Source organism: Alteromonas salexigens, assembly GCF_025628895.1.
GTDB lineage: Bacteria > Pseudomonadota > Gammaproteobacteria > Enterobacterales > Alteromonadaceae > Alteromonas > Alteromonas salexigens.
This window is the reverse complement of the sequence record NZ_JAOTJC010000004.1, coordinates 205,441-230,059: the sequence shown is the minus strand read 5'-3', so window position 1 is coordinate 230,059 and position 24,619 is coordinate 205,441. Positions and strand designations below refer to the sequence as shown.

Annotated in this window: 19 protein-coding genes; 10 read left to right on the top strand and 9 right to left on the bottom strand. The window is 49.7% G+C overall.

Annotation, left to right across the window (positions count from 1 at the left end):
- Window positions 1–7: 7 nt before the first annotated feature.
- The 5 genes from OCL06_RS02170 to OCL06_RS02150 all read left to right on the top strand — a co-directional run bounded on the left by OCL06_RS02170 (window position 8) and on the right by OCL06_RS02150 (window position 6,626).
- Window positions 8–1,483, top strand: a complete 1,476-nt coding sequence (locus OCL06_RS02170; protein ID WP_262992098.1) for a tryptophan halogenase family protein — start codon at window positions 8–10, stop codon at window positions 1,481–1,483.
- A gap of 218 nt (window positions 1,484–1,701) precedes the next feature.
- Window positions 1,702–3,045 carry a GH1 family beta-glucosidase gene (locus tag OCL06_RS02165; RefSeq protein WP_262992097.1) on the top strand — a complete coding sequence of 448 codons (1,344 nt, stop codon included), beginning with the start codon at window positions 1,702–1,704 and terminating at the stop codon, window positions 3,043–3,045.
- An 18-nt stretch (window positions 3,046–3,063) separates the two neighbouring features.
- Entirely contained in the window at window positions 3,064–4,389 is a 1,326-nt protein-coding gene (locus tag OCL06_RS02160) for a glycoside-pentoside-hexuronide (GPH):cation symporter (protein WP_262992096.1), read from the top strand.
- A 60-nt stretch (window positions 4,390–4,449) separates the two neighbouring features.
- On the top strand, window positions 4,450–5,451 hold the full coding sequence (locus tag OCL06_RS02155) for a LacI family DNA-binding transcriptional regulator (RefSeq protein ID WP_262992095.1): 1,002 nt from the start codon (window positions 4,450–4,452) through the stop codon (window positions 5,449–5,451).
- A gap of 86 nt (window positions 5,452–5,537) precedes the next feature.
- A complete protein-coding gene (locus OCL06_RS02150; RefSeq protein ID WP_262992094.1) occupies window positions 5,538–6,626 on the top strand; it encodes a methyl-accepting chemotaxis protein in 1,089 nt (362 codons plus the stop codon).
- A 252-nt stretch (window positions 6,627–6,878) separates the two neighbouring features.
- On the opposite strand, the gene OCL06_RS02145 is transcribed toward OCL06_RS02150, so the two are convergent.
- From OCL06_RS02145 to OCL06_RS02135, 3 genes are all read right to left on the bottom strand, one after another.
- The gene (locus OCL06_RS02145; protein WP_262992093.1) at window positions 6,879–8,207 is read right to left on the bottom strand and encodes an ABC transporter permease; all 1,329 of its coding nucleotides are present in this window, start codon (window positions 8,205–8,207) and stop codon (window positions 6,879–6,881) included.
- Window positions 8,204–8,902, bottom strand: coding sequence for an ABC transporter ATP-binding protein (locus OCL06_RS02140; RefSeq protein ID WP_262992092.1), 699 nt, complete (start codon window positions 8,900–8,902; stop codon window positions 8,204–8,206). Before OCL06_RS02140 ends, OCL06_RS02145 begins: the two co-directional genes overlap by 4 nt.
- Before the next feature lie 203 nt (window positions 8,903–9,105).
- Window positions 9,106–9,393 (bottom strand): YebG family protein, encoded by a 288-nt coding sequence (locus OCL06_RS02135; RefSeq protein WP_262992091.1) that lies wholly within the window; start codon window positions 9,391–9,393, stop codon window positions 9,106–9,108.
- A 98-nt stretch (window positions 9,394–9,491) separates the two neighbouring features.
- Here OCL06_RS02135 and OCL06_RS02130 point away from each other — a divergent pair, with 98 nt between their 5' ends.
- The 3 genes from OCL06_RS02130 to OCL06_RS02120 are packed head-to-tail and all read left to right on the top strand — an operon-like array spanning window position 9,492 to window position 11,711.
- The gene (locus OCL06_RS02130; protein WP_262992090.1) at window positions 9,492–9,908 is read left to right on the top strand and encodes a S24 family peptidase; all 417 of its coding nucleotides are present in this window, start codon (window positions 9,492–9,494) and stop codon (window positions 9,906–9,908) included.
- Window positions 9,896–11,155 (top strand): Y-family DNA polymerase, encoded by a 1,260-nt coding sequence (locus tag OCL06_RS02125; RefSeq protein WP_262992089.1) that lies wholly within the window; start codon window positions 9,896–9,898, stop codon window positions 11,153–11,155. Before OCL06_RS02130 ends, OCL06_RS02125 begins: the two co-directional genes overlap by 13 nt.
- Window positions 11,156–11,207: 52 nt before the next feature.
- On the top strand, window positions 11,208–11,711 hold the full coding sequence (locus tag OCL06_RS02120; protein WP_262992088.1) for an HAD family hydrolase: 504 nt from the start codon (window positions 11,208–11,210) through the stop codon (window positions 11,709–11,711).
- Here OCL06_RS02120 and OCL06_RS02115 read toward each other — a convergent pair.
- On the bottom strand, window positions 11,708–11,869 hold the full coding sequence (locus tag OCL06_RS02115) for a hypothetical protein (protein ID WP_262992087.1): 162 nt from the start codon (window positions 11,867–11,869) through the stop codon (window positions 11,708–11,710). The two genes, OCL06_RS02120 and OCL06_RS02115, sit on opposite strands and share 4 nt — an antisense overlap.
- Window positions 11,870–11,987: 118 nt before the next feature.
- On the opposite strand from OCL06_RS02115, the gene OCL06_RS02110 reads away from it, so the two are divergent.
- A complete protein-coding gene (locus OCL06_RS02110) occupies window positions 11,988–16,004 on the top strand; it encodes a hybrid sensor histidine kinase/response regulator transcription factor (RefSeq protein ID WP_262992086.1) in 4,017 nt (1,338 codons plus the stop codon).
- A gap of 536 nt (window positions 16,005–16,540) precedes the next feature.
- Here the strand turns inward: OCL06_RS02110 and OCL06_RS02105 are convergent.
- The 3 genes from OCL06_RS02105 to OCL06_RS02095 form a co-directional block, all read right to left on the bottom strand.
- Window positions 16,541–16,990 carry a type II toxin-antitoxin system YhaV family toxin gene (locus OCL06_RS02105; RefSeq protein WP_262992335.1) on the bottom strand — a complete coding sequence of 150 codons (450 nt, stop codon included), beginning with the start codon at window positions 16,988–16,990 and terminating at the stop codon, window positions 16,541–16,543.
- A 14-nt stretch (window positions 16,991–17,004) separates the two neighbouring features.
- Window positions 17,005–17,334, bottom strand: coding sequence for a type II toxin-antitoxin system PrlF family antitoxin (locus OCL06_RS02100; protein WP_262992085.1), 330 nt, complete (start codon window positions 17,332–17,334; stop codon window positions 17,005–17,007).
- 346 nt (window positions 17,335–17,680) lie between these two features.
- Window positions 17,681–18,865: a coiled-coil domain-containing protein gene (locus OCL06_RS02095; protein WP_262992084.1), complete on the bottom strand. Its 1,185-nt coding sequence runs from the start codon at window positions 18,863–18,865 to the stop codon at window positions 17,681–17,683.
- A 273-nt stretch (window positions 18,866–19,138) separates the two neighbouring features.
- On the opposite strand from OCL06_RS02095, the gene OCL06_RS02090 reads away from it, so the two are divergent.
- Window positions 19,139–19,891, top strand: coding sequence for a CBM9 family sugar-binding protein (locus OCL06_RS02090; protein ID WP_373318428.1), 753 nt, complete (start codon window positions 19,139–19,141; stop codon window positions 19,889–19,891).
- Window positions 19,892–19,915: 24 nt separating this feature from the next.
- Here the strand turns inward: OCL06_RS02090 and OCL06_RS02085 are convergent, their stop codons facing one another.
- On the bottom strand, window positions 19,916–22,132 hold the full coding sequence (locus tag OCL06_RS02085) for a GspE/PulE family protein (protein ID WP_262992083.1): 2,217 nt from the start codon (window positions 22,130–22,132) through the stop codon (window positions 19,916–19,918).
- Window positions 22,133–22,428: 296 nt separating this feature from the next.
- Entirely contained in the window at window positions 22,429–24,363 is a 1,935-nt protein-coding gene (locus tag OCL06_RS02080; RefSeq protein ID WP_262992082.1) for a methyl-accepting chemotaxis protein, read from the bottom strand.
- Window positions 24,364–24,619: the final 256 nt, after the last annotated feature.

The following is a 24,619-nucleotide window of genomic DNA, read 5'->3' as shown; positions in this document are numbered from 1 at the left end:
AGCAGTGATGACTGAGACGAAAAGACAACGTGTAGTAATTGCCGGCGGTGGCACCGCAGGCTGGATGGCCGCCGCCGCATTTACCCGCACGCTGGGCCGACAAGTGGATGTGACCCTCATAGAAAGCTCTGAAATTGGCACAGTGGGGGTAGGCGAAGCCACCATCCCCACGCTGGTATTTTTTCATAAGCTGCTGAAAGTGAATGAACAGGAGTTCATGGCAGCCACGAATGCCACCTTCAAGCTGGGTATTAACTTCGAAAACTGGAAAGATCTTGAACACGCCTACCTGCATGCCTTTGGGGTGACGGGGAAAGATTGCTGGGCCGCCGGCTTTCAGCACTTTTGGATGCGCGGCCTCAAAGAAGGGCTGAGCAGTGATTTTGGTGATTACTGCCTGGAGCGCAAAGCGGCGGAAGCCGGCCGGTTTGCACACCTGCCCAACAATGGGCTTAACTATGCGTACCACATTGACGCCACTCGCTATGCTGCCTTTTTGCGCGAACTGGCCGAGAAAGAAGGGCTGACCCGCATCGATGCCAAAATTGAGGATGTGACGGTGCGCGAGCAGGATGGCTTCATTGAGAGTCTGACGCTGGATAATGGTCAGGTGGTAGAAGGGGATATCTTTTTAGACTGCACCGGCTTCCGCGGTTTACTGATTGAAAAGGCACTGCATACCGGTTATGAAGACTGGTCACACTGGCTACCCAATGACAGCGCCGTCGCGGTGCAAACCGAGTCGGTGGATGACCCTATTCCTTACACTCGCTGTATCGCTCATGATGCTGGCTGGCAATGGCGTATCCCGTTGCAGCACCGGGTAGGCAATGGCCTGGTGTACTGCAGCAATTACCTGAGCGATGAGGCAGCCATTGATAAGCTGCTGTCGAATATCGAGGGTAAACCGTTGAACGAGCCTCGCGTGATCCACTTCCGCACTGGCCGCAGGCGCAAACAATGGAACCGTAACTGTATTGCGCTGGGCCTGGCCAGTGGCTTCCTTGAGCCGTTGGAGTCCACCAGTATTCATCTTATTCAGCAGGGGATCGTGAGGTTACTGCGCATGTTCCCAGTTGACGGGGTAATAGAAGAGGACGTGAACGAGTTCAACGCCCAGGCAGACTTCGACATAGAGCACATCCGCGACTTTATTATTCTGCACTATCATGTCACCAACCGCACTGATACACCGTTCTGGCGGCACTGCCGGCAGATGGATGTACCGGCGTCACTACGCCACCGTATCGATCTGTTTAAGAAAACCGGACGGGTATTCAGAGAAGGCAGTGAGTTGTTTGACGACTCCTGGCAGCAGGTGATGATTGGCCAGGGGCTGATGCCGGAGTCTTACCACCCTATTGTGGACAGTATGAGCCGGGAAGAGCTGGAAGGCCTACTCACGCAAATTCGCACACAAATAGACCGCACGGTGGATAAACTGCCCAAGCATCAGGATTACCTGAGCCGCTTTGGTCAGTAAGCATCGCTTGCCCGTCAGTCACTGCCGGGCAGTTTGTGATAAAAATGTTAAAGGCTTTCATGGGAGCGCTTACATTTTATGTTATACTCCCTCTTATATTTACGTACGCCGGCTTATTTCCGAGGCGCTTTGTAAGCGCTTCCATGTCCCGGCAGAGTGTGCTGCGACGCGCTGCACCTTGTCATTAATCCGTTTACCTGTAGGAATGCCTGACACTCATGGATATTACTGCGAAACCCGGAACCCCTTTTGCTGACCCGTCTTTCACCATGGGTGTGGCAACCTCATCGTTTCAGATTGAAGGCGGTGCAGACAGTCGCGAACCCTGTATATGGGACACGTTCTGTCAGCAGCCCGGTAAAATTGCCGATAAAAGCGATGGTCTGGTAGCCTGCGATCACATAAATCGCTGGCGTGAAGACATCGACATGATCGCGTCGCTGAACGTGGACGCTTACCGGTTTTCCATAAGCTGGCCGCGTATTATCCGTGCCGACGGCTCAGTAAATCAGGAAGGCCTGGATTTTTATATCGCCATACTGGATGCCCTGGCGGAGCGTGATATTAAAGCATATGTCACCCTTTACCACTGGGACCTCCCTCAGTATCTGGAAGACGAAGGTGGCTGGCTAAACCGTGACACCGCCTATGCTTTTGCTACCTACGTTGATGTTGTGACCAAAGCGTTTGGCGACAAGGTGTTTTCCTACGCCACCCTGAACGAACCGTTTTGTAGTGCTTATCTGGGCTATGAAGTCGGTATTCATGCGCCGGGCAAAGTGGGCAAAGAATATGGCAAGAAAGCCATTCACCACTTACTGCTGGCACACGGCCTGGGTATGCAGGTGTTGCGCAAAAACGCGCCCCAGACAGAAAGCGGTATTGTGCTAAACTTCACGCCGTTTTATCCGGCCAGTGACAGCGAACAAGACAAAGCTGCCACCCAGCTAGCGCACGTACATTTTAACGACTGGTACATTCGTCCTATCATCGAAGGCGAGTACCCGGCATTGCTGAACGAGCTGCCAGAGGCTCATCGCCCCGTTATCGAAGACGGCGATTTAGAGATTATTGCGCAGCCTATCGATTTCCTGGGTGTTAACTACTATACCCGTGCCAAGGTAGAAGATAACGGCGGGGAAGATCCTCACCAGCTGGAGCCACCGGCCGATTGTGAAAAAACCGCGATGGGCTGGGAAGTCTATCCGCAGGGACTCACCGACTTATTGTTGCAGTTGCACCGTGACTTCACGCTGCCCCCGCTGATCATTACCGAAAACGGCCTGGCCAGTGACGATCATATGGTTGATGGCGTGGTGGATGATCAGCAGCGTTTACGCTACCTGCAAACCCATATGGACGCAGTAACAGAAGCGGTTCGTCAGGGTGTGAACATCACCGGCTACTTCGTGTGGAGCCTGATGGACAACTTTGAATGGGCACTGGGCTATGAAAAACGTTTCGGTATCGTGTATGTTGATTATGCAACGCAAACACGCACGCTGAAAAACAGCGCCTTGTCGTTGCGTCGTATGTTAGCTCCCCGCAAACAAGCAAAATAACAAACAGGCGTAGTGGGTATGGTTAGTTCACGGGAAAAAATTGCCTACGGGCTGGGCGACACCGCCAGCAACTTTATTTTTCAGACGGTGATGCTGTTTCTCACCTTCTACTACACCGATATTGTCGGCCTGTCGCCCGCCGCGGTGGGCAGCATGTTCCTGATTGTCAGAGTATTCGATGCTGTCACCGACCCCATGATGGGAGCGCTTGCCGACCGTACGCGCACCCGCTGGGGCAGTTACCGGCCCTATCTGTTATGGCTGGCACTACCGTTTGCGATATGCAGCGTGATTGCTTTTACGTCCCCGCCATTGCCGGAAACCGGTAAATTTATCTATGCTTTTGCCACGTATGCGCTGCTGATGCTTATGTATACGGCCATTAATATTCCGTACTCGGCGCTGGGCGGCGTAATGAGCGCCGAGGCCAATGAACGGGTGTCTATTCAGTCGTACCGGTTCGTATTCGCCATGGGCGGCGGTTTGGTGGTCACCCTGTGTATGCTGCCGCTGGTGGAATACTTTGGGCAGGGCGATGATGCGCTGGGCTATCAGCGCGCGATGATGCTGATGAGTCTGGTTGGCATGGGGCTGTTTCTGGTGTGTTTTGCCGGTACCCGGGAGCGAGTGAAGCCGTCGAACGAAGATGCTGTGCCCTATAAACAGCAGATGAAAGCGCTGTGGAAAAACGACCAGTGCCGGGTCCTGTGTGTGGTGGCCGTGCTGCTGCTTACCGGCATGGTGCTGCGTAATACTCTGGCCATTTACTATGTGAAATACGTCCTGCAACGCCCCGACGACGTCACCCTGTTCGTCACAGCAGGCATGATCGGCAGTATTATTGGTTGTGCGCTGGCAAATCCGCTGGCCCGCCGTTACTGCAAAATAAAAATGTACACCTTATTGCAAGTCCTCAGTGCGGGCATTTGTGTGGCGAACTATTTTGTGGCGGCTGATGCCTGGGTGTTGGCGGTGAGTCTGCACTTTATGTGGGGCCTTATCCTGCAAATGGCCACCCCCCTGTTATGGGCGAAAATTGCCGATGTGGTGGATTATGGCGAGTATAAAACCAAAGTCCGCATGACCGGTGTTACCTACTCCACCGTGGTATTTTTTATTAAGGTGGGCCTCGCTATGGGCGGCGCGATGGCTGGCTGGTTGCTGGCTTACTACGATTATCAGGCTAATGTGTACGATCCCAGCGTAGCGCAGGGTATCGTAGTGTCGTTCTGTATATTACCGGCCGTGGCATCATTAGCGGTTGCGATAATCATGCGCTGGTATACATTAGACCACCATAAAGTGGCGGCAATTCAGCAACAACTGACATTAGAACGCCAGTAACGACCCAACGGTGGGCAGACGTATCGTGAGGCAGGCGATACCAGCAGGAACACGGAATACATGGTAACAATAAAACAGGTCAGCGAAGCAGCGGGCGTCTCCTCTGCCACTGTTTCGCGGGTAATCAATAATACCGATACAGTCAAAGAAAAAACCCGTCAGCAGGTGCTGGCCGCCATGGAAAAGCTTGGCTACCGGCACAACGTCATTGCCGCATCGCTGGCGTCTAATAAAACACATACCATTGGTTATGTCGTACCTGAGCTGCACGGCTCTTTTTTCGGCACCATGGTAGCCGGCTCAGAAAAAGTCTTACGCAGAGCCAACAAACACATGTTTGTGGTGACCGGCCACTCCGACGAAGCGCTGGAGAAAAAGGAAATTGAAGCCTTGCTCAGCCGTCGCTGCGATGCACTTATTTTGCATGTGGAAGCGGTGAGCGATGCGTATCTGGTGGAACTGGCCAGCCAGGATGTCCCGCTGGTGGTGGTTAACCGTTATATAGAAGCCATTGGCGACCGGTGCATCAGCCTGGACAATGTGACCGGCGGTTATATTGCTACTAAGCACTTACTTGATTTAGGCCACCGTGATATCGGCTACCTGTCGGGCGCGTTGTTTAAAGCTGATGGTATCAACCGTCTGGAAGGGCACAAGCGTGCGCTGGCCGAGGCGGGTATTAATTACAACCCTAATCTGACCTACGAAGGTAACTTCCAGGCGCACTCTGGTGAAGCAGGCATCGAGGCGCTCGAAGCGTCCGGCTGCCATTACACTGCCGTGGCCTGTGCCAACGACGAGATGGCGTCAGGTGCCATCAATGCGCTACGTAGCCACGGTAAACGGGTGCCGGAAGATGTCTCAGTAATCGGCTTCGATAACATCGACTTTGCCAGTTATCTCACGCCTAAACTCACCACCGTTGATTACCCGGTGAGGGAAATCGGCGCCATGGCGGCTAACTGGATCCTGGACCAGGTGTATGGCAATCATAAGGTGGTACTGGAACACATTCTCACGCCGAAACTGATCGAAAGAGGCACTACCCGGGCCTGTGACTAGTATTTAATTACTATTGGCTAATAGCCATAGCAGGCTATTACCTGCTAAAGTGAATTTTCGAAAATAATAATTCTACTGGAGACACTATGCTGGTCCTCAAGTCTACTTTTGAGTCTAAGGCAAATGCCTTAACCGACCTGCAACAGGAGCACACCCGCACGCTAGAGCGCTTGGCACAACTGGAAGCTGAAAACGCTGCCCTGCAGGAAGAAAACGCAGCCCTCATTGAGGCAAGCCAGCAATACCAGGCCAATTCGCTGAATAACGGTATGCTGGATGCATTGGGCCAGGTAAGTGGGATCCGCGAGTCGGTATTGTCTGCTTATCAACAGATTCAGGACGAAAGTACCTCTATTGCAGATATTCAGAGTTTATTCGACACCTCGTCGACCTCTCTGAAAGACATTATCAGTGCTATGAACGCCCTGAGCGAACGCATGACACAAATGAGTGATCGCATTTCCGGGTTGTCGGATACCGCCGATAATATCAATAAGTTCGTCTCCACCATCACCAGTATTTCCGACCAGACCAATTTGCTGGCCCTTAACGCGGCCATTGAAGCGGCCCGTGCCGGTGACGCCGGTCGCGGTTTTAGCGTGGTGGCCGACGAAGTCCGTGCACTGGCCAATGAAACCAACAAATCAGCGAACGAAGTGGCTGAGCTGGTGCAAGGGATTATTCAATCTACCCGTGCCGCGGTGGGATCAGTGTCGGAGCTACAGGAAAACAACGCGCACCTGTCAGAGGGCGTGAATACCCTGAATACGTCCTACGATAAAATGGTACAGCACTGCGACAGCATGAGCACCACCATCAAAAATGGCTCGCAGGAAACCTTTATTCAGACGCTGAAGCTGGATCACGTCGTGTGGAAAAGTGACGTGTACGCTGTGCTGTGCGGTAAGAGCAACAAGTCAGCTGGCGAGTTCGCCGATCATACCTCTTGCCGGTTAGGCAGATGGTATAACGAGAATCAGCACGACAGCATGGGTAAGACAGACGCCTTCCGCCGTCTTGAGAAGCCCCATGCAGAAGTGCACCGTGCCGGCATTCAGGCTATTGAAGCCGCCAATGCAGGCGACACGGTTAAGCGCGATACCCTGATTAAACAGATGGAAACCGCCAGCCGTGATGTAATGAATCTGCTGGATTCACTGGTCAACGCACACTAACAACTTATCCGGTCGGCAGCCCGGTAGTGGCTGTTGACTCACTCCGATTACTCTTCTATTAGCCCATGCCCGGCTCACGGCAGGTGCCTGTTCAGCCACGCGCCTTGTTTCGCTCACGCTCATTAGCCGTGGATGTGGTTGCAAACCGCGTTAGCCAACAGCACATGTCTGTACCCATTCCCTTAAATAACCCGCTCAACCTGATGGCTCTATCTGCAATACCAGCTACATACCGTCTACATCAGCCGCCACTTAGCGGGTACTCAACCCCGCGTGCAGCGCGCTCCGATAGGCCGCGATAGCGGGAATAAAGCTACACACCCAGGTTGCAGCCAGCACACACCCCACCACTATGGCACTTTGCAGCGTGAACAAACTGCCCGTGACCACCAGGCCATAACTGGCGTTCAGCCAGTCGGCAAACACCACCAGTCCCAGCGATACCGCTGCAAAGGATACCGCGCAGCCTACCGCAGTAATCAGCAGGGCTTCTGCCTGAATTAACCATAAGATTGTGCCCGGCCCGGCGCCTATTGCGCGCAGTACGGCAATCTCCTGACGGCGTTCTCGCATGGTTGCCAGTAATAAGGTGATAAGGCCAATCAACGATGAAATTAAAATGAGCACGGAAATTCCTAACAGCAACTTTTCCACGTTACTCATCAGGCCCCACAACTGCTTCAGGGCCACGCCGGGCAAAATAGCCAGCAGGGCGGCATTGCCGTAATTGTTGATCTGATGCTGTACCTGTAGGGCGGCGACGCGACTGGACAGGCCTAAAAACAGCGCACTGATCGACGACGGCGGCGCCTGCGACAGGCTCTCGCCGTGTGTGTCCTCCGCGCTATGGTCGTGCTCATCATGGTGAGCGTGATCATCGTCAGCTGCCTTGCTACCGGCATCAGGCTTTTTAAACGGTGAGCGGCGTAGCGTATTCTGCGTTGGTGAACTGCCGTGTACCGACTCCATGCCCTGCAGTGTCACATAGACCCCCTTATCCGCCGGTGTGCCTGTGGGGTTAAGGATCCCGCTAATGGTAAAGGGGTGTGACTCGTGGTGCTGAAAACTGACTTCACCCAGGCCATGGGATATTACAATTTTATCGCCCACCTGATAGTTCAATTGCTCGGCTACCTCGGCGCCGATAACGGCATGGCGATCGCTGGTAAACCCGTTGCCGGTAGAGAAACTCAGCGACTGTTTGTCACCGTATTTGAAATGCTCAAAGTACGCATTTGACGTACCCACCACCCGATAGCCTTTATGTGCATCACCCAGCGCGATGGGCACTAACCAGTCTACCTGCGGATGGTCTTCTAGCCAGGCCACGTCCTGCCAGTCGACCCCCTGGGTGGGATTGCCCATTCGAAACACAGAGTACAGCAACAGATTAAGCTGGCCGGTGGGTGCGCCAACTATAATATCTACCCCGGAGACGGTGCGGGTGAAGCTGTCTCGTACCTGACCGCGCACATACTCTACGCTTAGCAACAGGCTTACACTGATCACTATGGTGAACAGGGTGAGCAATACCGAGGTTTTGCGGTGCTTCAGGCTGGCGGCGGCCAGTTGCAGGATCATACTTTCCCCTTAGCCTGATTCAGCGAGGCCATGTCGATATGCGATTCAAAGTGGTGTTTCAGGCTGGTGTCGTGACTTACAAACAGCACGGCGCTTTCGCGGGCGTTGTCTATCAGCAAGTTCATAAAGCGGTCGCGGGCGTTGGCGTCTAACGCCGACGTGGGCTCGTCCACTACCAGCACTTCAGGCTGGTTCACCAGCGCGCGGGCAATAGCCACCCGCTGCTGCTGACCCACACTCAGGGTTTCTGCTCTGGCTTGCAGCACGGAGTCAGGTAACTGTAGGGCATCTACCAGTTCGGCAATACGCTGGTTCAGGTCGGGGCGTTTATTTTTGGCAAAGTACGCCGCCGCGGCAATGTTCTGCTGCACGGTTAAATAGCCAATTAAATTGAATTGCTGAAATACCACGCCAATGTGAGTGGCGCGCAAATGGTCACGTTGACGGGCCGGAGCGGAAGAAAAGGGCTGGCCGGCCAGGGTGATGGTGCCGGTGTTGGGCACCAGCGTACCGGTAACCAAATTCAGCAGGGTACTCTTGCCACTGCCCGACGCCCCGCTCACGAAGGCATGCTCGCCGGCCGCTACCGACCAGGCCGGAATATCAATAATGTCAGGGCCGTCAGCCGTATAGGCGAAGGTCACCCCGTCCAGAACAATAACCGGGGGTGCAGAGGTTGGGTGTGGGGAGGCCAAAGGTATTCCTTATTTCCGCTACAAAAACAGGGCAGAGTACTGCAATGCCCGTAACACTGGTTACGCGATGAGCAGCTTTGCTGTTCACCTTACGCGCCGGCTAGTGTTATAGCAGGAGAAAGGGCGGCATATCAAATAGGTAACACGCACGCGCAGCCGCACAATGGCGACGCGCGTGGCGCGAAGACGTACCTACCGGGGTGTTAGCCGTTGGCCTGCAGCTTTACCACTTCGGCCTGCTCGTCCTCAAGCACGCTATCTGCAGTGGCGCCCTTCAGTACCTTGGCGACCTTGTCTTTATTTTTCGCCAGCATGATCGACAGTTCTTCAGCTACACCGGCATCTAATTTAATGCCCTTTGCCTGGATAAAGGTGGCCAGATTATCGGCCGCGTCCAGCATCTTATCGTATTGATCAGCCTCTTTTTTATCGGTAGTCACCAGCTTCTCTACCCCTTTATGTGTTACTACGTATTGCGTGGTAATTGCCATGGAGCGTCTCCGTCTCTGCGAATTTCATTTTTACTGTACAGTAAATTACTGTATAAATAAACAGTGTCTTTCATGTAGTGAAGAAAGTGAGGTTTACCATGCTGCAAGTCATACCGGTGCGGGCGCAAGCCGGCATCAGCGGGTTCGAGTCGCCGGCAGCAGAATACCGACAACTTGGGCTGGATTTAGACGAGCTGTTAATAGAGCACCCCAGCGCAACCTTTATTGGGCAGGCCCAGGGTGATTCCATGACCGGGGTGGGGATTTTCGATGGCGACCTGCTTATAGTGGATCGCGCAGCCAGTACCACCAGTCTGGATGTGGTGGTTGCCAATTTGAACGGCGGGTTTGTGTGTAAGCTGTTCGACCGTAAGGCCATGGTGTTGTTGTCGCCGGGGCAGGATCACCAGCCCTATGTGCTCAGCGAGGGCGATATATTCGAAGAGGAAGGCATTGTAGTACGCTCGGTGCGGATGCACCGGTATGTGAAGTGGTTAAGCCAATGTACGCGCTAGTCGATGCCAACAGTTTCTATGCCTCGGCAGAGAAAGTGTTCGACCCCGCCATACGCAACCGTCCGGTGGTGGTGCTGACCAATAACGACGGGTGTATTTGCGCGTTATGCGATCGGGCGAAGCAACTGGGCGTGAAGAAGTTCGGCCCCTATTACAAGGTGCAAAAGTTTTTACAGCAACACGGTGCCGTGGTGCGCTCGTCCAACTATGAACTGTACGATGATTTGTCGAATAAAATGATGTGTATTGTTGGCGCCTTCGCACCCGATATGCACGTGTATTCTATAGACGAGTGCTTTCTGAACTTTGGTAACTGGCAGCCCTCTGCGGGCTGGATGCACTATGCCAACGACATCAAGCAGGCAGTATGGCAGCAATTACGGTTACCAGTGGGGGTGGGGCTGGGCACCACTCCCACGCTGGCGAAAGCCGCCAGCCATGCCGGTAAGCGGCTGGGGAATAAAAACGGCCTGGCGGTACTCGACACTCCACAGCGTATTCAGTCTATACTTTCGCAAATGCACGTAAGCGATATATGGGGCGTGGGTAAGCGCATTAGTGCCCGGCTGGAAGCCCAGGGCATAAGCACTGCCTGGCAACTGGCGCAGTGCGACCCTAAGAGTATTCGCAAACAGTTCTCGGTAGAAACCGAGCGCACAGTGCGAGAGCTTAACGGCACGCCCTGCATTGCCTGGGATACAGAACGCGCCAACAAAAAACAAATTTACTCTACCCGCGCGTTTGGCGAAAAGGTCACTAGCCACAACGCATTGCGAGAGGCGCTGTGCTGGCACGCCGAAAAGGTGGCCGAGAAGCTACGCCGCCAGCAAAGCAGTGCCGTTACGCTTACCTTATTTGCACATGCCAACCCATTTGCCAGTGAAGGGCATTACCACAAGGCTATTCAGCATAAATTTGCCCATCCCACCAGTGACACCCGTGCGCTGGTACAGGTCGCCAGTCAGGCCAGTGTTACTTTATTTAAAGCCGGTGTGTTGTTTCATAAATGCGGGTTAGGGGCCATAGAGATTGTTGATGACGACTTGGTGCAACCCGATATGTTTTCGCAACTTTCCCATAATCCAAAGTTAATGGCCTGCATGAATTCGATAAACAGAAAATATGGAAATTCGGCCATTGGCTCAGCTGCAACTGGCATTCAGCGCAGCTGGAGTATGAAACGTAACCATTTATCACCCCAGTTCACCACCAACTGGCAACACTTACCAAAAATTCACTGTAACTGAGGCCGCCTTGCTGGCACAGTCACCAAAGACGAAAATTTGAACCGGGTGACGTGTGGATCTTACCAACATTAAAGGCGTTATTTTTGATTTGGATGGCACGTTGGTGGAGTCCAGACTTAACTTTACCAGAATGCGCGACGATGTCGGCTGTCCTCAGGATCAGGATATTCTGGAATTTGTTGAGGCGATCACCTGCGCAACCACCAAACAACAGGCACAAGAGCGCATTCTTCAGCACGAACTGGAAGACGCTGACACCGCCAAATGGTTGCCACTGGGCAGAGAGATGGTAGAAAATATACTGCAACATCAGTTGCCTATGGCCATAGTGACCCGCAACTGTCGGCAAGCCACCACCATTAAATTGCAGAACAACCAGGTGCCCATAAGCCTGGTGCTCACCCGGGAAGATGCCCCACCCAAACCGGACCCCACTGCCCTGCTACAGATAGCCAGCCAGTGGCAATTACCGCCTGCCCATTGTTTGTATGTGGGAGATTTTATCTACGACCGCATGGCGGCAGAGAATGCCGGCATGCGGTGGTGGTTGGTTTAGATCTTAACCGCGGGATCCTTTGGATTCTTGGGATAAGGACCTTTATAAAAATACTCATCATATTTCAGATTGCAGCAGCTTGACCCGGCTCCAGTTACCAACAAGATTTCCTCCTCATCTAAAACTTTGGTTGAATTTTGTTCTTTATTATCTTCCATTTTATGCTCTCATAGTTGTATATTTTATATAAATGCCGTGGCGCTTGTTTCCGCGCATGGTTAATTGAACACGTTGAATGCTCACCTTCATTCAAAATAAGGACCGGAGATTAAACTAATGAGACATGGACTGTTTATATTGCTGGTCTTTGTTACGACAGGCTTTGCTTCTAAAGTGTGCGGAAGCATCTCAGACTTTATCAAATATCAGAACAGCATAGACGGGCACTCGCTTGGGATAGTGAGAGCTATCCATGTAGATGAATCAAAAATTTGGATTGGTGGTGAAAACGGGCTCTATGAAAAGGTCGGTGCAAATGCAAAAAAAGTGGGCAAGGAGGGAAGTGTCATACGTAACGGTTACATTACAGATATTGATAACTTTAACGAGTCACAATTACTTATTGCTGTCTTTGGGAAAGGTCTTTATCTCTTAAATAAGTATAGCTACCAAGAAACGCCATTCATTAATGGGAAATCTGAAATTTTAAACGCAGCTTGGACGTCTGTTGTTTTTCCTGACAAAGTAGCGGTGAGCACCGTTACGAACATATTCCTAATTGAGAAAAGCTCTGCAAAGATCATTAGAAACTTTAGGAAAGAGGGGATAGTAAATCAGGATAAAATTTTAAATTTATCAGGAAATTATGACGGCTCAATTTTGTGGTGGTCTGATAAGAAAAAGGGACTATTTCAGTACGATACTACCAAGGATACGTGGAAACATCTTCCCCTATCAAGTTTTTCAGATGAAGTAAGAAGAATTTCATCTCTAAAAATGCTTGATGACAAAGTATATGTAGGAACAAATAGAGGACTTTTTTTAGTGGATAGAAGCATGACAGTTGAGCGTTATTATCCACTGAAAATTGAAAGTGAAAATAGTAGCAAAAAGTATGAGTATTCGGTTGAAGATATAGAAATATCTTCAACCGGTGAAGTTTGGGTTGTAGGAAATAAAATATTAAAGCTTGATAAATTCGGTAATAGTGTGCTACCTCCCTTAAGCCTCCCTAATTACCTTAGGAGTAGAGGAGACTTAAATCTAAGTCAAGTGGATTTTGATAGAGACGGAAATGTTTTAATTTATGATTGGCAGAAAGGTTTAGCAGTAGTTGCACGGAGATCAGAGGTTATAGATCTTTTATACGTAAAAAATGAGGTCTTCAACGAATATATAAATGATGTTTATGTAACTAAAGAAAAAGGTTTTTTGTTCACATCTTCGTCGTCGTTATATTCGTTTTCTTCAAGCGGAGAATTATTAAAAAAATATGAATTAGATACAGACTATGACTTATATGTAATGGGCGAAAATGAATACGAATACAAAATCATAGACGAAGTTGGAAATAAATTTAAAATTAACCCATTAACTGGCGGTATTCTTAGAGTTATCGATAAAACAACTTACAGTGGAAAAGTTATTGATGCAACAGTGGTTGGGGAAAATATAGAGTACGTTATATCAGAATCAATTGAGGGAGAAGATTTATTAATAACATCTGGAAGAGAGACCACTATAAAGAGCTTTAAAAAGGCATCAGTAGTTTTAGGGTCTGATGACCAGCAAGCGTTTATCGGTGTTGATGGGGACGGTATCTATAAGTTGTATACTAATGGTGATCTAGTAAAAATATCCCCGAATCATGATTTTAGCCTGCAGAATATTATTTGTCTTACACAAATAAACAATAATTTGCTCATTGCTTGCACTTCTGGTGGCGGATTGGTAGAGATCGATCTTAATAGCGGAAGGTCAGAACGTCTAGAATATTTTACAGAACCTAATATTAGAGGTGTAGCGCAAGTTTCAAAAGATATACTTGTTGTAACGACGAGCAACGGTCTTTTCATAATCGACAAGGAACTTAAGTTACATAGAGAATTAGGTCCAGATTTTTCTATATTTAATTCTGACTACGAATATGACGGTGTAGCGAGTAACGGGGAGATTACTTTAATAAGAGGGGACGAGTTTAATTATATTTTGAATAACACAGAGCTACAAAATTTTTTAAGAACAAATAGTTTTAATAAGTCCGCAGCATATTTTCAGGAAATGCGTACGTTTGACGAAAATAGACGAATGCTCACGCCAGTGGTTGATAGATTTTCTAAAGCAATAGCATCGGGCACAGCAATCCAACTTAGCAGAGAGGAGTTTTTATTCGAGGTCGATATAGTTAACCCAGCACAACTGCTTAACGGACAGGAGAGACTTCAATATAGACTTCTTGGTTTATCAGAAGAGTGGAATGATACGGAAGGTCCTAATGATACAGTGACTTACTCTACCTTAGATGCTGGAAGTTATGAGCTTCAACTACGGGTGAACTCTCCATGGAAAGGGTCTCTAGCCAAGTCAGCTTCATTGCATATAGTGGTGCCACCGCCGATATGGTTGACCTGGTATGCATTTTTTACTTATGCCCTTTTGGCTTTAACTATGGTGTTACTGTGGAAAACTAAGTTAAGGTCAAAGCTAATATTTATCAGCGATTTATTTTCAGTGATAGTTAACAACAAAGAGTTTGTTTTTCAGAGAAAAGATAATTCTATGATGAATACTATTAATGAAAAACAAAAACTACTTAGCAATATTTCTCACGAGATGCGCACACCGGTAATGCTTATCAAAGGGCCACTTGAGTTGGCGTTAAAAGATGCCAAAAGTAATAAGGCTGTTTGTGAAAAAATAAACCGAGCACTTAGCCAGACGGAGCGGCTTGAGTGTCTGATAAACCAGGTAATCCATATTGAAAAGCTAAGTGACTTTTCTAATATGCCAGTTGCTAAATGCGTTGTGAAGAATGCTATAAATAGCACCGTAATTCAGTTGCAACCATTCGTGGAGAAAAAGCGCCAAGTTATTGATGCTACAGTAGAGGGCAACATTAAAATTATGTTGCGGGGGGATTCACTGGAGAAAATTCTTTCCAATCTGATAACGAATGCCAGTAAATACTCTTCAGAGGGGTCGTTAATTAAGATTCGTGCCCGACGCTCGCGAAATGATTTGGTCATTAGGGTCACGGATGAAGGGGTAGGTATCGCCCCTGAAGATACCGAGAGTATCTTCACTCGTTTTACACGAGTCGGTAGCAACGAAGAGTGTGGCTCTGGAGTTGGTCTAGCGATGGTACGAGAAATAGTGAAAGCAAACGGTGGTCACATTGTAGTTAAGAGTAAACTTGGGGAGGGCAGCGTGTTTGAGGTAACGATTCCTTTCAAAGGACTCGTGGGATGGAACCTACTGGGAGTTGACTGGATAAACATCAACGATGCATCACAAACGGGTCAGGGAAATGAACCGGCCAATGTTGATGAAGAAAATGCCCTTATTGAGAATAGTGCGGTCATACTAGTAATAGAAGACAACCGTGATATGCGGGCACACTTGTTTGATATTTTTAAGCAACACTATCGGTGCGTTACTGCCAGAAATGCCACTAATGCTAGGGATTTGATGGCAGTATACAAACCTGACTTAATCGTAACAGACCATGTAATGCCCGACACGAACGGCGTAGATTTTATTACAGCAATCCGTGCAGAAAAGAGTAATTTCGTAATACCTACAATCTTGTTGACGGCAAAAGCAGAAGTTAAAATGCGTGCATTAAAAGCGGGAATTGATGATGTTATCGAAAAGCCTTTCGACCGACGTGAATTGCTAGTGCGTGTTGAAAACCTGCTGGCTTCCAAAGAAAAAGTACAGCAGTATTTTGAAAAAAATGTGGAGAAAGAACAAAACTCTACAGAGGTACCCGTCTTCCTCAGTCGCAAAAATCTGGAGTTTCATACAAACTTCATGGCGGTAATTGAGAAAAATTACTCTAACGATAAGTTCGGACGTGCTGACGCGGCCGCGGCCCTATTAATAAGTGAGCGGCAATTAAATCGCAAAGTCTCCGAATTGTTCGATTGTCCGTTCACGGAATACCTGCGAAATTACCGCCTTGATAAAGCCACTATTTTACTTGCCGAGGGCGAGGTCATTACAGAGGTAGCGTTTGCGGTAGGCTTTGGCACCCCATCTTACTTCAGTAGCAGCTTTCGAAATAAATTCAACAAGTCTCCCACCCAATACCAGGTAGAGGCCCGTGCGGCGATGGTGGCGGAGAAAACCTAGCCGTGATGCGACTGGCTAAGTATTCTGCAATCGCTGTGCATTACGCGCGACTTCTTCCTGAAACTAAAACCAGGTTACCTTGTGATGGAAATCCGAGCATTGTAATGAAAAATGTGAATCACGAGCCATTCTGCGTATATGGACAAGCGCTTTAGAAATAGAAATTTGTACACCAGCAGCACTCAACAAACAGGTATCTAGTCGTACCCAATCAATATAAAGTGTGTGATGGTTACCTCGCCGGGTATAGGCAGTTTTCTTTCCTACTAACGTAACAGAAGAATAAATTTAACGCGTATCGACATTTATTTTTATTGAGCAAATTTGCGCGTTAGGTATTCAATTATTCTCAGAGAAATTAACGCTTTGAAATCTAAACTTTAGTAGCTCATACTTACTTTTAAATTTCTATTTTAGGAGCAAAGTGTGTTGGTCTAAAATTGGCAATATTCTCTTTTATATCGGTCGAAATAGCCCTCAGTATTGTGTAATTCAAGCCTCTTACACTGTTTTTTTATCGAAAAACAGCCTACAGCTCAGCTTTTTTTTGCTTCGCTTAAAAGCTGATCCCAATCATTGGGAGGGTTTCCTGACGCAATCATTTGAGCAAACACCTTATACGCATCACTTTTACTTCCGTATGCTCGTCTACATTTTTCATCATTGACCCAAGCGTATACGATCAACTTAGATTTGACATGATACCTGAAAAAAAGACGGTACTGCTGAAAGAACTTCGCCCTAAACCAATGCTTATTCTGAGCGCCTAAAGTTTTACCCTGCCTGTATTCGGGCAGCGTCGGATCTTGCGGTATAGTTTCGAAGATAATCTTGTAAATGGCTGCTAACCGCTTTGTAGCGTTCTTGTTTTTATATCCATGGGGATCTTTTGCTTTCAGTGCCTCTACTTTCTCACGAAGCGATTGGACTTGTTCCACAAATAAAGGATGTGTATACAAAGTCCACCCGTTGACGACTATGGGCATGCTTGCAGGCAAGTTTATTCATCCTCGTCTGATAACGGCGTATCCAAATCAAATTCAACACCTGCTACCAAGTCGCTTACACTATTGCGCAAATCTTCCCCCAGTGGCTGCAAATTTGAGGGGTTTTTCTTAATATCATGTTCTAAAAAGGCAAGAAATTCGCCCAATACTGGGTCGACTTCTTCTTCTGCGAGTTTAGTAATTAAAACACTGCCATCAGCCTGAATTGAATACTTTATTTTGTCTTTTTTCTTCAGGTGTAAAGCTTTACGAACAGGGCTGGGTACAGTTGTTTGAAAACGCTCTGTAAGCGTTGATTCAGTCTCTAATGTTACGTTAGCCACAAGCCACCTCCGAGTGAAAGGATGGTCACATCTATACCGGTTGCTATTAAATATAATACGCTATGCACGACAATGCAAATGCATTGCCTGCTATTTGAATAGCCAGTATCGTTCAATGCGGACGGATGTGTAATGTGGTACACACCGTGAAGCTTGAACAACGTTTAGATTTGCGTGCAAGGAATAATACCAAAACCTGATATCTCCCGAACCTGCAGAATACAAGCGCCGTTATCGAGCATAATACGCCGTTGCATGTTGGAACAGAGAAACAGGAGTACTACCAATTAAAGCCTAAAGGAAGATGCCCGTGCCGCAATGATGGCGGAGAAAACCTAAGCGCAAATCAACTCACCTGATCAATAAAGTGCCCCAGCCGTGAGGCGGCTGGCTGGGTATTCTGCAATCGCCGTGCATTACGTTCCACTTCTTCCTGCAGGCTTTCACGTACTTCGTTCAGTTCTGCATCCAGTTGCTGGTCGGGCAGCAGTTCACTGGCGGCCTGCTGGCGTAATAACGCTTCTAAGGCCTCGGCTTCTTCCCGCAGTGTTTCAATTAGCTCTTCCGTGCTTAGCGTTGCCTGTTCGTCGTCAGCTTGCTCTATCAGGCTTTGCGTTTGTTCAGAATATAACGCCTCCAGGGCGTCTTTTTCAGCAACTACCTCACTGGCTGCCAGTTCGCTCTGGGGGCCGGGCTGGGTAGCAGGGTTAATTTCTGGTTGTGCCTCGGTGTCAGGTGCAGCCTGTGGTTGTTGTTGCAGCTGGATATTTTGCTGTTCAGCATCTAGCGCGTCTCGTTGCAGTTGCAAGGCTTCTGCGCGGGCTTCCTCAACGATACGCCGGGTGGTAAGCAACTGGCGCTGCTCGCGGTTTTCAACCTGAGTGAATATGGTTTCCCGCTGACGCTGTTCCCGTTCGCCAACGTCTTTCTGTATACGACGGGCCAGTTCTTCGTCTGCCAGATCGGCTTCATTAGCAATGCGCTGCTGGCGCTCTTCCCGCTGGCTTACTTCCTGTTGAACCCGGGCCTGCACCTGCTGTTCACGCTGTGTAGTGTCGGTTCTATCGGCGCGCTGGGTAGCAGCTATTGCACTTGCCGGTTCGCCGGGAAGTATATCGCGCTGGGTTTGCTGCGCCTGCTGTAGTTCATTCTGCTGTACGGTAGCGGTGCGAACCTGTTGCTGATCACGCGGAGGAAACTGGGGTTGATCCGCAGGAGGTTGCTGCGGCTGTGGCTGCACTGTATTACCGGTAAGCTGATTCAGTTGCTCACGACGTTGCTGGGCGCGGTTTTCGGCTTGCTGCTGGGCAGCTTCACGGCGTTCACGCTGGGCACGCAGGGCCTCCAGGCGGGCTTCCAGTTCTGCAATTTGCAATCGCTCGTTGGGCGCAGCCGCTTCGTCCCGGGCATTGTTATTGCCGTTTGGGGTAGTATCAATTTCACTGGTTGGCTGAACGCGATTACGCTCTTCTTCGTTCGCCATTTGCTGCACCTGAATAATCACATCAGTGGGTAATGCACTAACCGTCATGTTAACCTCCAACCTGCCCCACACGCTGACGCGTGTAGTGTGGTTTTCGCAGTTTGCCTCATCCTCTCTCGTGGTTTACGCACGCATATTTGATGCCAAAACGAGCACTCGCCCTCATGCCAACATGGGGTGAAGGAAATTTGTATAAAAAAGAATCAGCTGGAAATTGGAATAGAGACTGCAAATAGCGCTGAATGCGTTATGCTGCCAGACACACGCTCGTAGTGGGCTAGTAGATCGTGTAAAATTTACACAGTGTTATAAGGAGCCGTGGTGAAATTCTCAATTATTGGCGTCATACTGGGCGCAGCCCTCAGTACTTCTGCCCAGGCGAAAGCGCCGCAATCTGTACCTTATACCCCGTCGTCATTAACCATCGATGGCGCAGCTGAGGAGCCTGCCTGGCAGCAGGCTGACTGGCACGAACTCAGTCATCATATTGTGGGCGAAACACCCACCCCCGCCGACTTCTCAGGACGTTACAAGCTGCTGTGGGATGAGCAGTACCTGTATGTCCTCGTGGAGGTCATCGACGACGTATTGTACGACCGTTATCCCAATCCGCGGATCCAGTACTGGGATGATGATTGTTTGGAAATTTTTGTGGATGAAGATGCCTCCGGCGGAAAGCACTTGTATAGCCATAATGCGTTTGCCTATCACATCGCGCTTGACGGCAACGTGGCGGATATCGGCGACACGGCGAACGACAACCGAGGCGTCATTCTGCTGAACGATCATCTTGATAGCGCGTGGCAACGGGCTGACAGCACGCCGTATGCGGTGACCTGGGAAGTCGCGCTGAAGTTATATCCGGACTCGTTCACCACCGCCACACCCGGCGAACCGGTAACGCTGACAGCAGGGAAAGAAGTGGGCTTTATGCTGGCCTATTGCGATAACGACAACAGTGAAACCCGTGAACACTTTATGGGTTCCCATGCTATCGCGCCGGTGGACGGCGACAAGAACCTGGGCTATATCGACGCATCCGTGTTTGGGCGGCTAAAGTTAGTGAAACCCTGATCGGGAAGGGCAGATTGTTGGCCGCTAGTCGCCGCCAACAATTTGTACCTGTGCGATGTCGGTATCGCCTTTCAGTACTTTATAAATAGCATCTTGAATAAGGGTACGCATGCCATCGCTCATGGCTTGCGCTTTCATTTCAGCCACGCTGGCTTCCTTGTATATCATGGAGCGCAATTCCGGCGTCATCCCCAGTAGCTCGTGAACGCCGGTCCGGCCCCGGTAACCGGTATCACCACATTCATCACAGCCTGCCGCTTTATACAGCTGTAAGGGCTGAGGCAAATTCAGTTCAGCCAGAAAATCTTCGCCGTACTGGCGCTTAATAAACGCAAGGTCGTGCTCGGTGGCGGTATATTTCTCTTTGCAGTTGCCGCACAGGGTACGGATAAGCCGCTGAGCCAGGATCCCTACACAGGCGTCGGAGAAATTTACCGGATCCAGCCCTAAGTCGAGCAGACGGGTAATAGTTTCCGGCGCTGAGTTGGTGTGCAGCGTGGATAGCACCATGTGACCGGTCAGCGACGCTTCAATACCCGCGTGAGCGGTTTCTTTGTCCCGCATCTCACCAATCAGAATAATGTCGGGGTCGGCCCGCAGAAAGGCGCGCAGGGCGTTGGCAAAGGTAAAGCCAATTTTCGGACTAACCTGTACCTGTTGCAGCCCTGGCTGGGTGATTTCCACCGGATCTTCTGCCGTCCAGATTTTCTTCTCCGGGGTGTTCAGATACCCCAGAATGGCGTGCAGGGTGGTGGTTTTACCCGAACCGGTGGGACCCACAACCAGCAGGATACCGTGAGGCTTTTTAATCATTTCTTCCAGGCGTTGCATATTGCCCAGCGCCAGGTTCATTTTGCCGATAGGCATGGCACCACCCGAGGCAAGAATACGCATGACCACGCCTTCGCCGGCCACGGTGGGAATAGTGGCTACCCGCACTTCTACCAGCTGGCCGCTCATGCGAAACGCCAGTTTACCGTCTTGAGGTACCCGCTTTTCGGCAATGTTGAGGTTGGCCATAATCTTAATACGGGCAATCACGGCGTTATGGTGTGAGTTGGGGACCTGACTCATGTCACGGCAAACCCCATCAACACGCATGCGCACCCGGGTAGGGGCGTTTTTTTCCGGGTCGATGTGGATATCTGAGGCATTCAGACGTTTGGCGTCGTGCAATACCCGGCTAACCAGACGCACAACCGCCGGCGCGTCGTCCGACAGTTCGTCTACCTGATCATCATTGTCTTCCGAGGTAGAGCCAATTTCATCCAGAATTTCGCTCATTTCACCCGGCGCGTTGCCGCCACCGCCTTCACCTAAGTATTGCATTACATGGTTAGGCAGTCCTACGGCAATATCATAGCTGTCGATACCCAGCGCGCTCTCAATCTCCATCAGCAATGCGGCATTGTTGGGCTCGGCCATCAGCACAATGGGTTTATCGCGGACATCGGCAATCACGGCCACAAAGTTACGCTTCAGGTATGACAGGTTCAGCCGGCTGTCACTTTGGTACAGGTGATACTTGTCCGGCAAGTAAGATAAAAACGGCACCTGGTAATGAATAGACAGCGAGTTACCAATTTTATCTTCGGAAATACGGTGCTCAGAGGTAAGGCGCTGAATGACCTGACGCAAATCGCTGGAAGACTCTACCAGCTCTTTCAGGGCCTTTTCACTGATGGCATTTTCATGTAGCAGTAAATCGAAGGGGTTGTTGGTGCCACCCAGTTCAAAGCGGAATTTTGCACCAAGAATGTTGGCCAGCTCCTGCGCCAGTTGCAGATCATCGTCGTTAAAGCTGCCCTGCTGCTTATTAATGATTTGCATAACGCCCATCATGACACCGGCGTTCAGAATAGGAACACAGAGAATATTGGTGGTCTTAAAGTCACTGGTTTTGTCGAACTTGTCTGCAAAACGCAGACGCGGGTGAATTTCTTTAAGCTCGGCAGCGTTGTACGGGTCGGCTATCATTAACGGCAGCTGCGCCAGCGCCACATACCCGGCAATCGACATCGGGCTGATGGGCACCTTTATTTCGAGGGTTTCTTTGCCGGTTTTAAAGCGGGCAACCAGATCCTGATGCTGACGACGGCGCTGGAAAATACTCATGCGCTTGGCGCCAAACATTTTCAGAATGATGGGTTCCAGTTTGCCGTACGCATCCATTAACGAAGAATGGTTGCTGAGAATACTTTTTATTTGGTCCAGTGAGTGCTGACTGCTTGTGTCTAACATGCTTATCCGACTAACGCTGCCTTAATTGCTTCGAAGTATCATACTGTGATCATACGTTTTTTAAACGACTTTCCCTGCGTATGCACATAATTAAGTAACTCAAACGCGTTTGGATTAGTCAGTTGTTCTGTGACCATAACCCTTTCATTCGCGAAGTACCAGTGACGGGTCGGGAAACTGTGCCCGAAGACAGGAGCCATTAATGAAACGCTTGCGTACTGTTTAAGCGTAAAGCAGCGAGCCATACCCGCTGCTTGGTTTCGGTGGTTGAATTTATTCACGGCCAGCTGAAGCGGTTAACGGGTTTTGTAGCCGCGCAGCTGCTCGTTAATAGCTTCGGCCAATTCGGCCACCCGGTGGGCCGATGTATTGGTGCTTTCTACAAACTGCGCGTTTTGCTGCGATGATTCACGGATGGTCTCTACATTCATGCTCAGCTGCTCGGTTACCTGGCTTTGTTCCTCAGCCACGCTGGCCATTTCCACGTTGGTGCTGCGAATTTTATCAATCTTCTCAGTCAGACTGGTGATGCCGCTGGCCGTTTCAGCGCTCTGGGTGGCCACCTCTTCGGACTGCTGCGCGCATTCCAGAACTGAATCATCAACTTGCTCCACGGCTTGCTGTACCTTGGCAATGTTCGACTGAATTTCTTTAATCGACTCCTGGGTGCGCACAGCAAGCTGACGCACTTCATCAGACACCACCGCAAAACCCCGACCATGCTCACCGGCACGGGCCGATTCAATGGCTGCGTTTAAAGCCAACAGGTTGGTTTGCTCTGCAATGCTTTCTATTACTGACAGCACATTGTCTATGTTGCCGGACAGAACAGTCAGCTCTTTCGAGCGCAGGCTGGTGTCGGTCAGCGCCCGGCGCTGTTGCTCGGCCAGCGATGTAGTTTTGGTTACCAGTTCGCGGGTGGCGGCGGCTAAATCAGCAATGTCTACTGACATGGTTTCGGCTTCAGCTGCACTTTGCGCCACTGAATGGGCGGTGGCGTTAAGCTCGTTGATGGCGGTAGCCACCTGTTCGGTTTCTTCAGCCTGTCTCTCGGCGACATCGTGAGACTGTGCAGCAGTGGCTGTTAATTGCTCACAACTGGTAGCAATAGAATGAGATGCATCAGAACTTTGCGCTATGGTATTGCGCAGCTTTTCCAGCAGGGCATTAAACTCCAGAGATATCTCGTTTACTTCCCGTATATTACCGCGCTCAAAGCGCTGGGTGAGATCGCCTTCCGCACTGGCTAAGGCATGGATACGGTTACTGAGTTTCTTAAGCGGCGCCGACACTGATTTGCGCACCAGGACCACCAATATGGCAATCAATACCAGGGCGCCAATTAACAGCATAATCACCAGGCGACTGAGTTCGCCTGCCACAATACTGTTTACTTCATCTTCGGAATAAGCCACGTCGATGGTATAGCGCCATGGGGTAAAGGGGTAGGTTTGGTTTTGCCAGTGTGACGAGTCATCCAGATTGATACGGGATAATTCGTTATCGGTGAGGTTATCGCTGTGTGCGCGCACACGACCTTTGTCATCGCGTAGCACAACAATACCATCGTTCAACACCCGGGAGCTTTGTACCGTGTCTTTAAGCCCGGCAATGTCGGCGTTATAGCCCACATACCAGATACCAATTACGGTATTCGTGGCGTCGAGAATAGGTTTATAAGCGGTAATATAGGGCTTGCCTAATATATCAACCTGCCCGATGAAGGTGTCTTTATTACGGATACTGGCTATTGCCAGGCCGTTCGGGTCTAGTCGGGTACCGGTCGCACGCTTACCATCTTTAATGACATTGGTTGCCACCCGAACGTAGTCATTACCCTGACGTACAAAGAGCGTCGCGGTGCCGCCCAGCAGCTGAGTCACGCTATCCACAATTTGGGTATTACCGTTCATGGGCGTATTGCCGAAATACAATACCGGTGGGTTACTGCCGGATTGCAGGCGGGGGGCGCCGAGTTGGGTGGTCTTTTCTACCAGGGTATTAAGCGATGCCTGTACCTGCTGGGTCATCAGTGAGTTAGTGGTAGTAAGAATACTGATCAGTTCGTCTTTGATGTCTTGTTGTTCTTCGCCAGCCCTTTGTTCAATCTCGCTGTTGGTACTGCTGACCAGATAAATAGTGGCAATGATGCCAAGTAATAAAATGACTGCACTGACTGATAATATAAGTATACCGCGTATGGAATATTGTCTTTCTGCGGTGTTTGACATGCTTGCCCCCCATCTGATGAATACACTGACAGGTAACCTGCTTGGCCGTTACCGGCACTTACCTTTTAAACGATACTTTATTAATGTTAACTAACGGCTGATCGTTAGCTATAGACCAATCTAAATAGGTCGGACGTGTAAAGGCTCACGCTTTATAAGGTGATGAAGGCAGCAGGTAACTTCACACACAGGTTGCGCTTATTGCTTTTACAGCCCGGTTAACGGGAGATTCTGAGAAAACTTAATAGTAAATTGA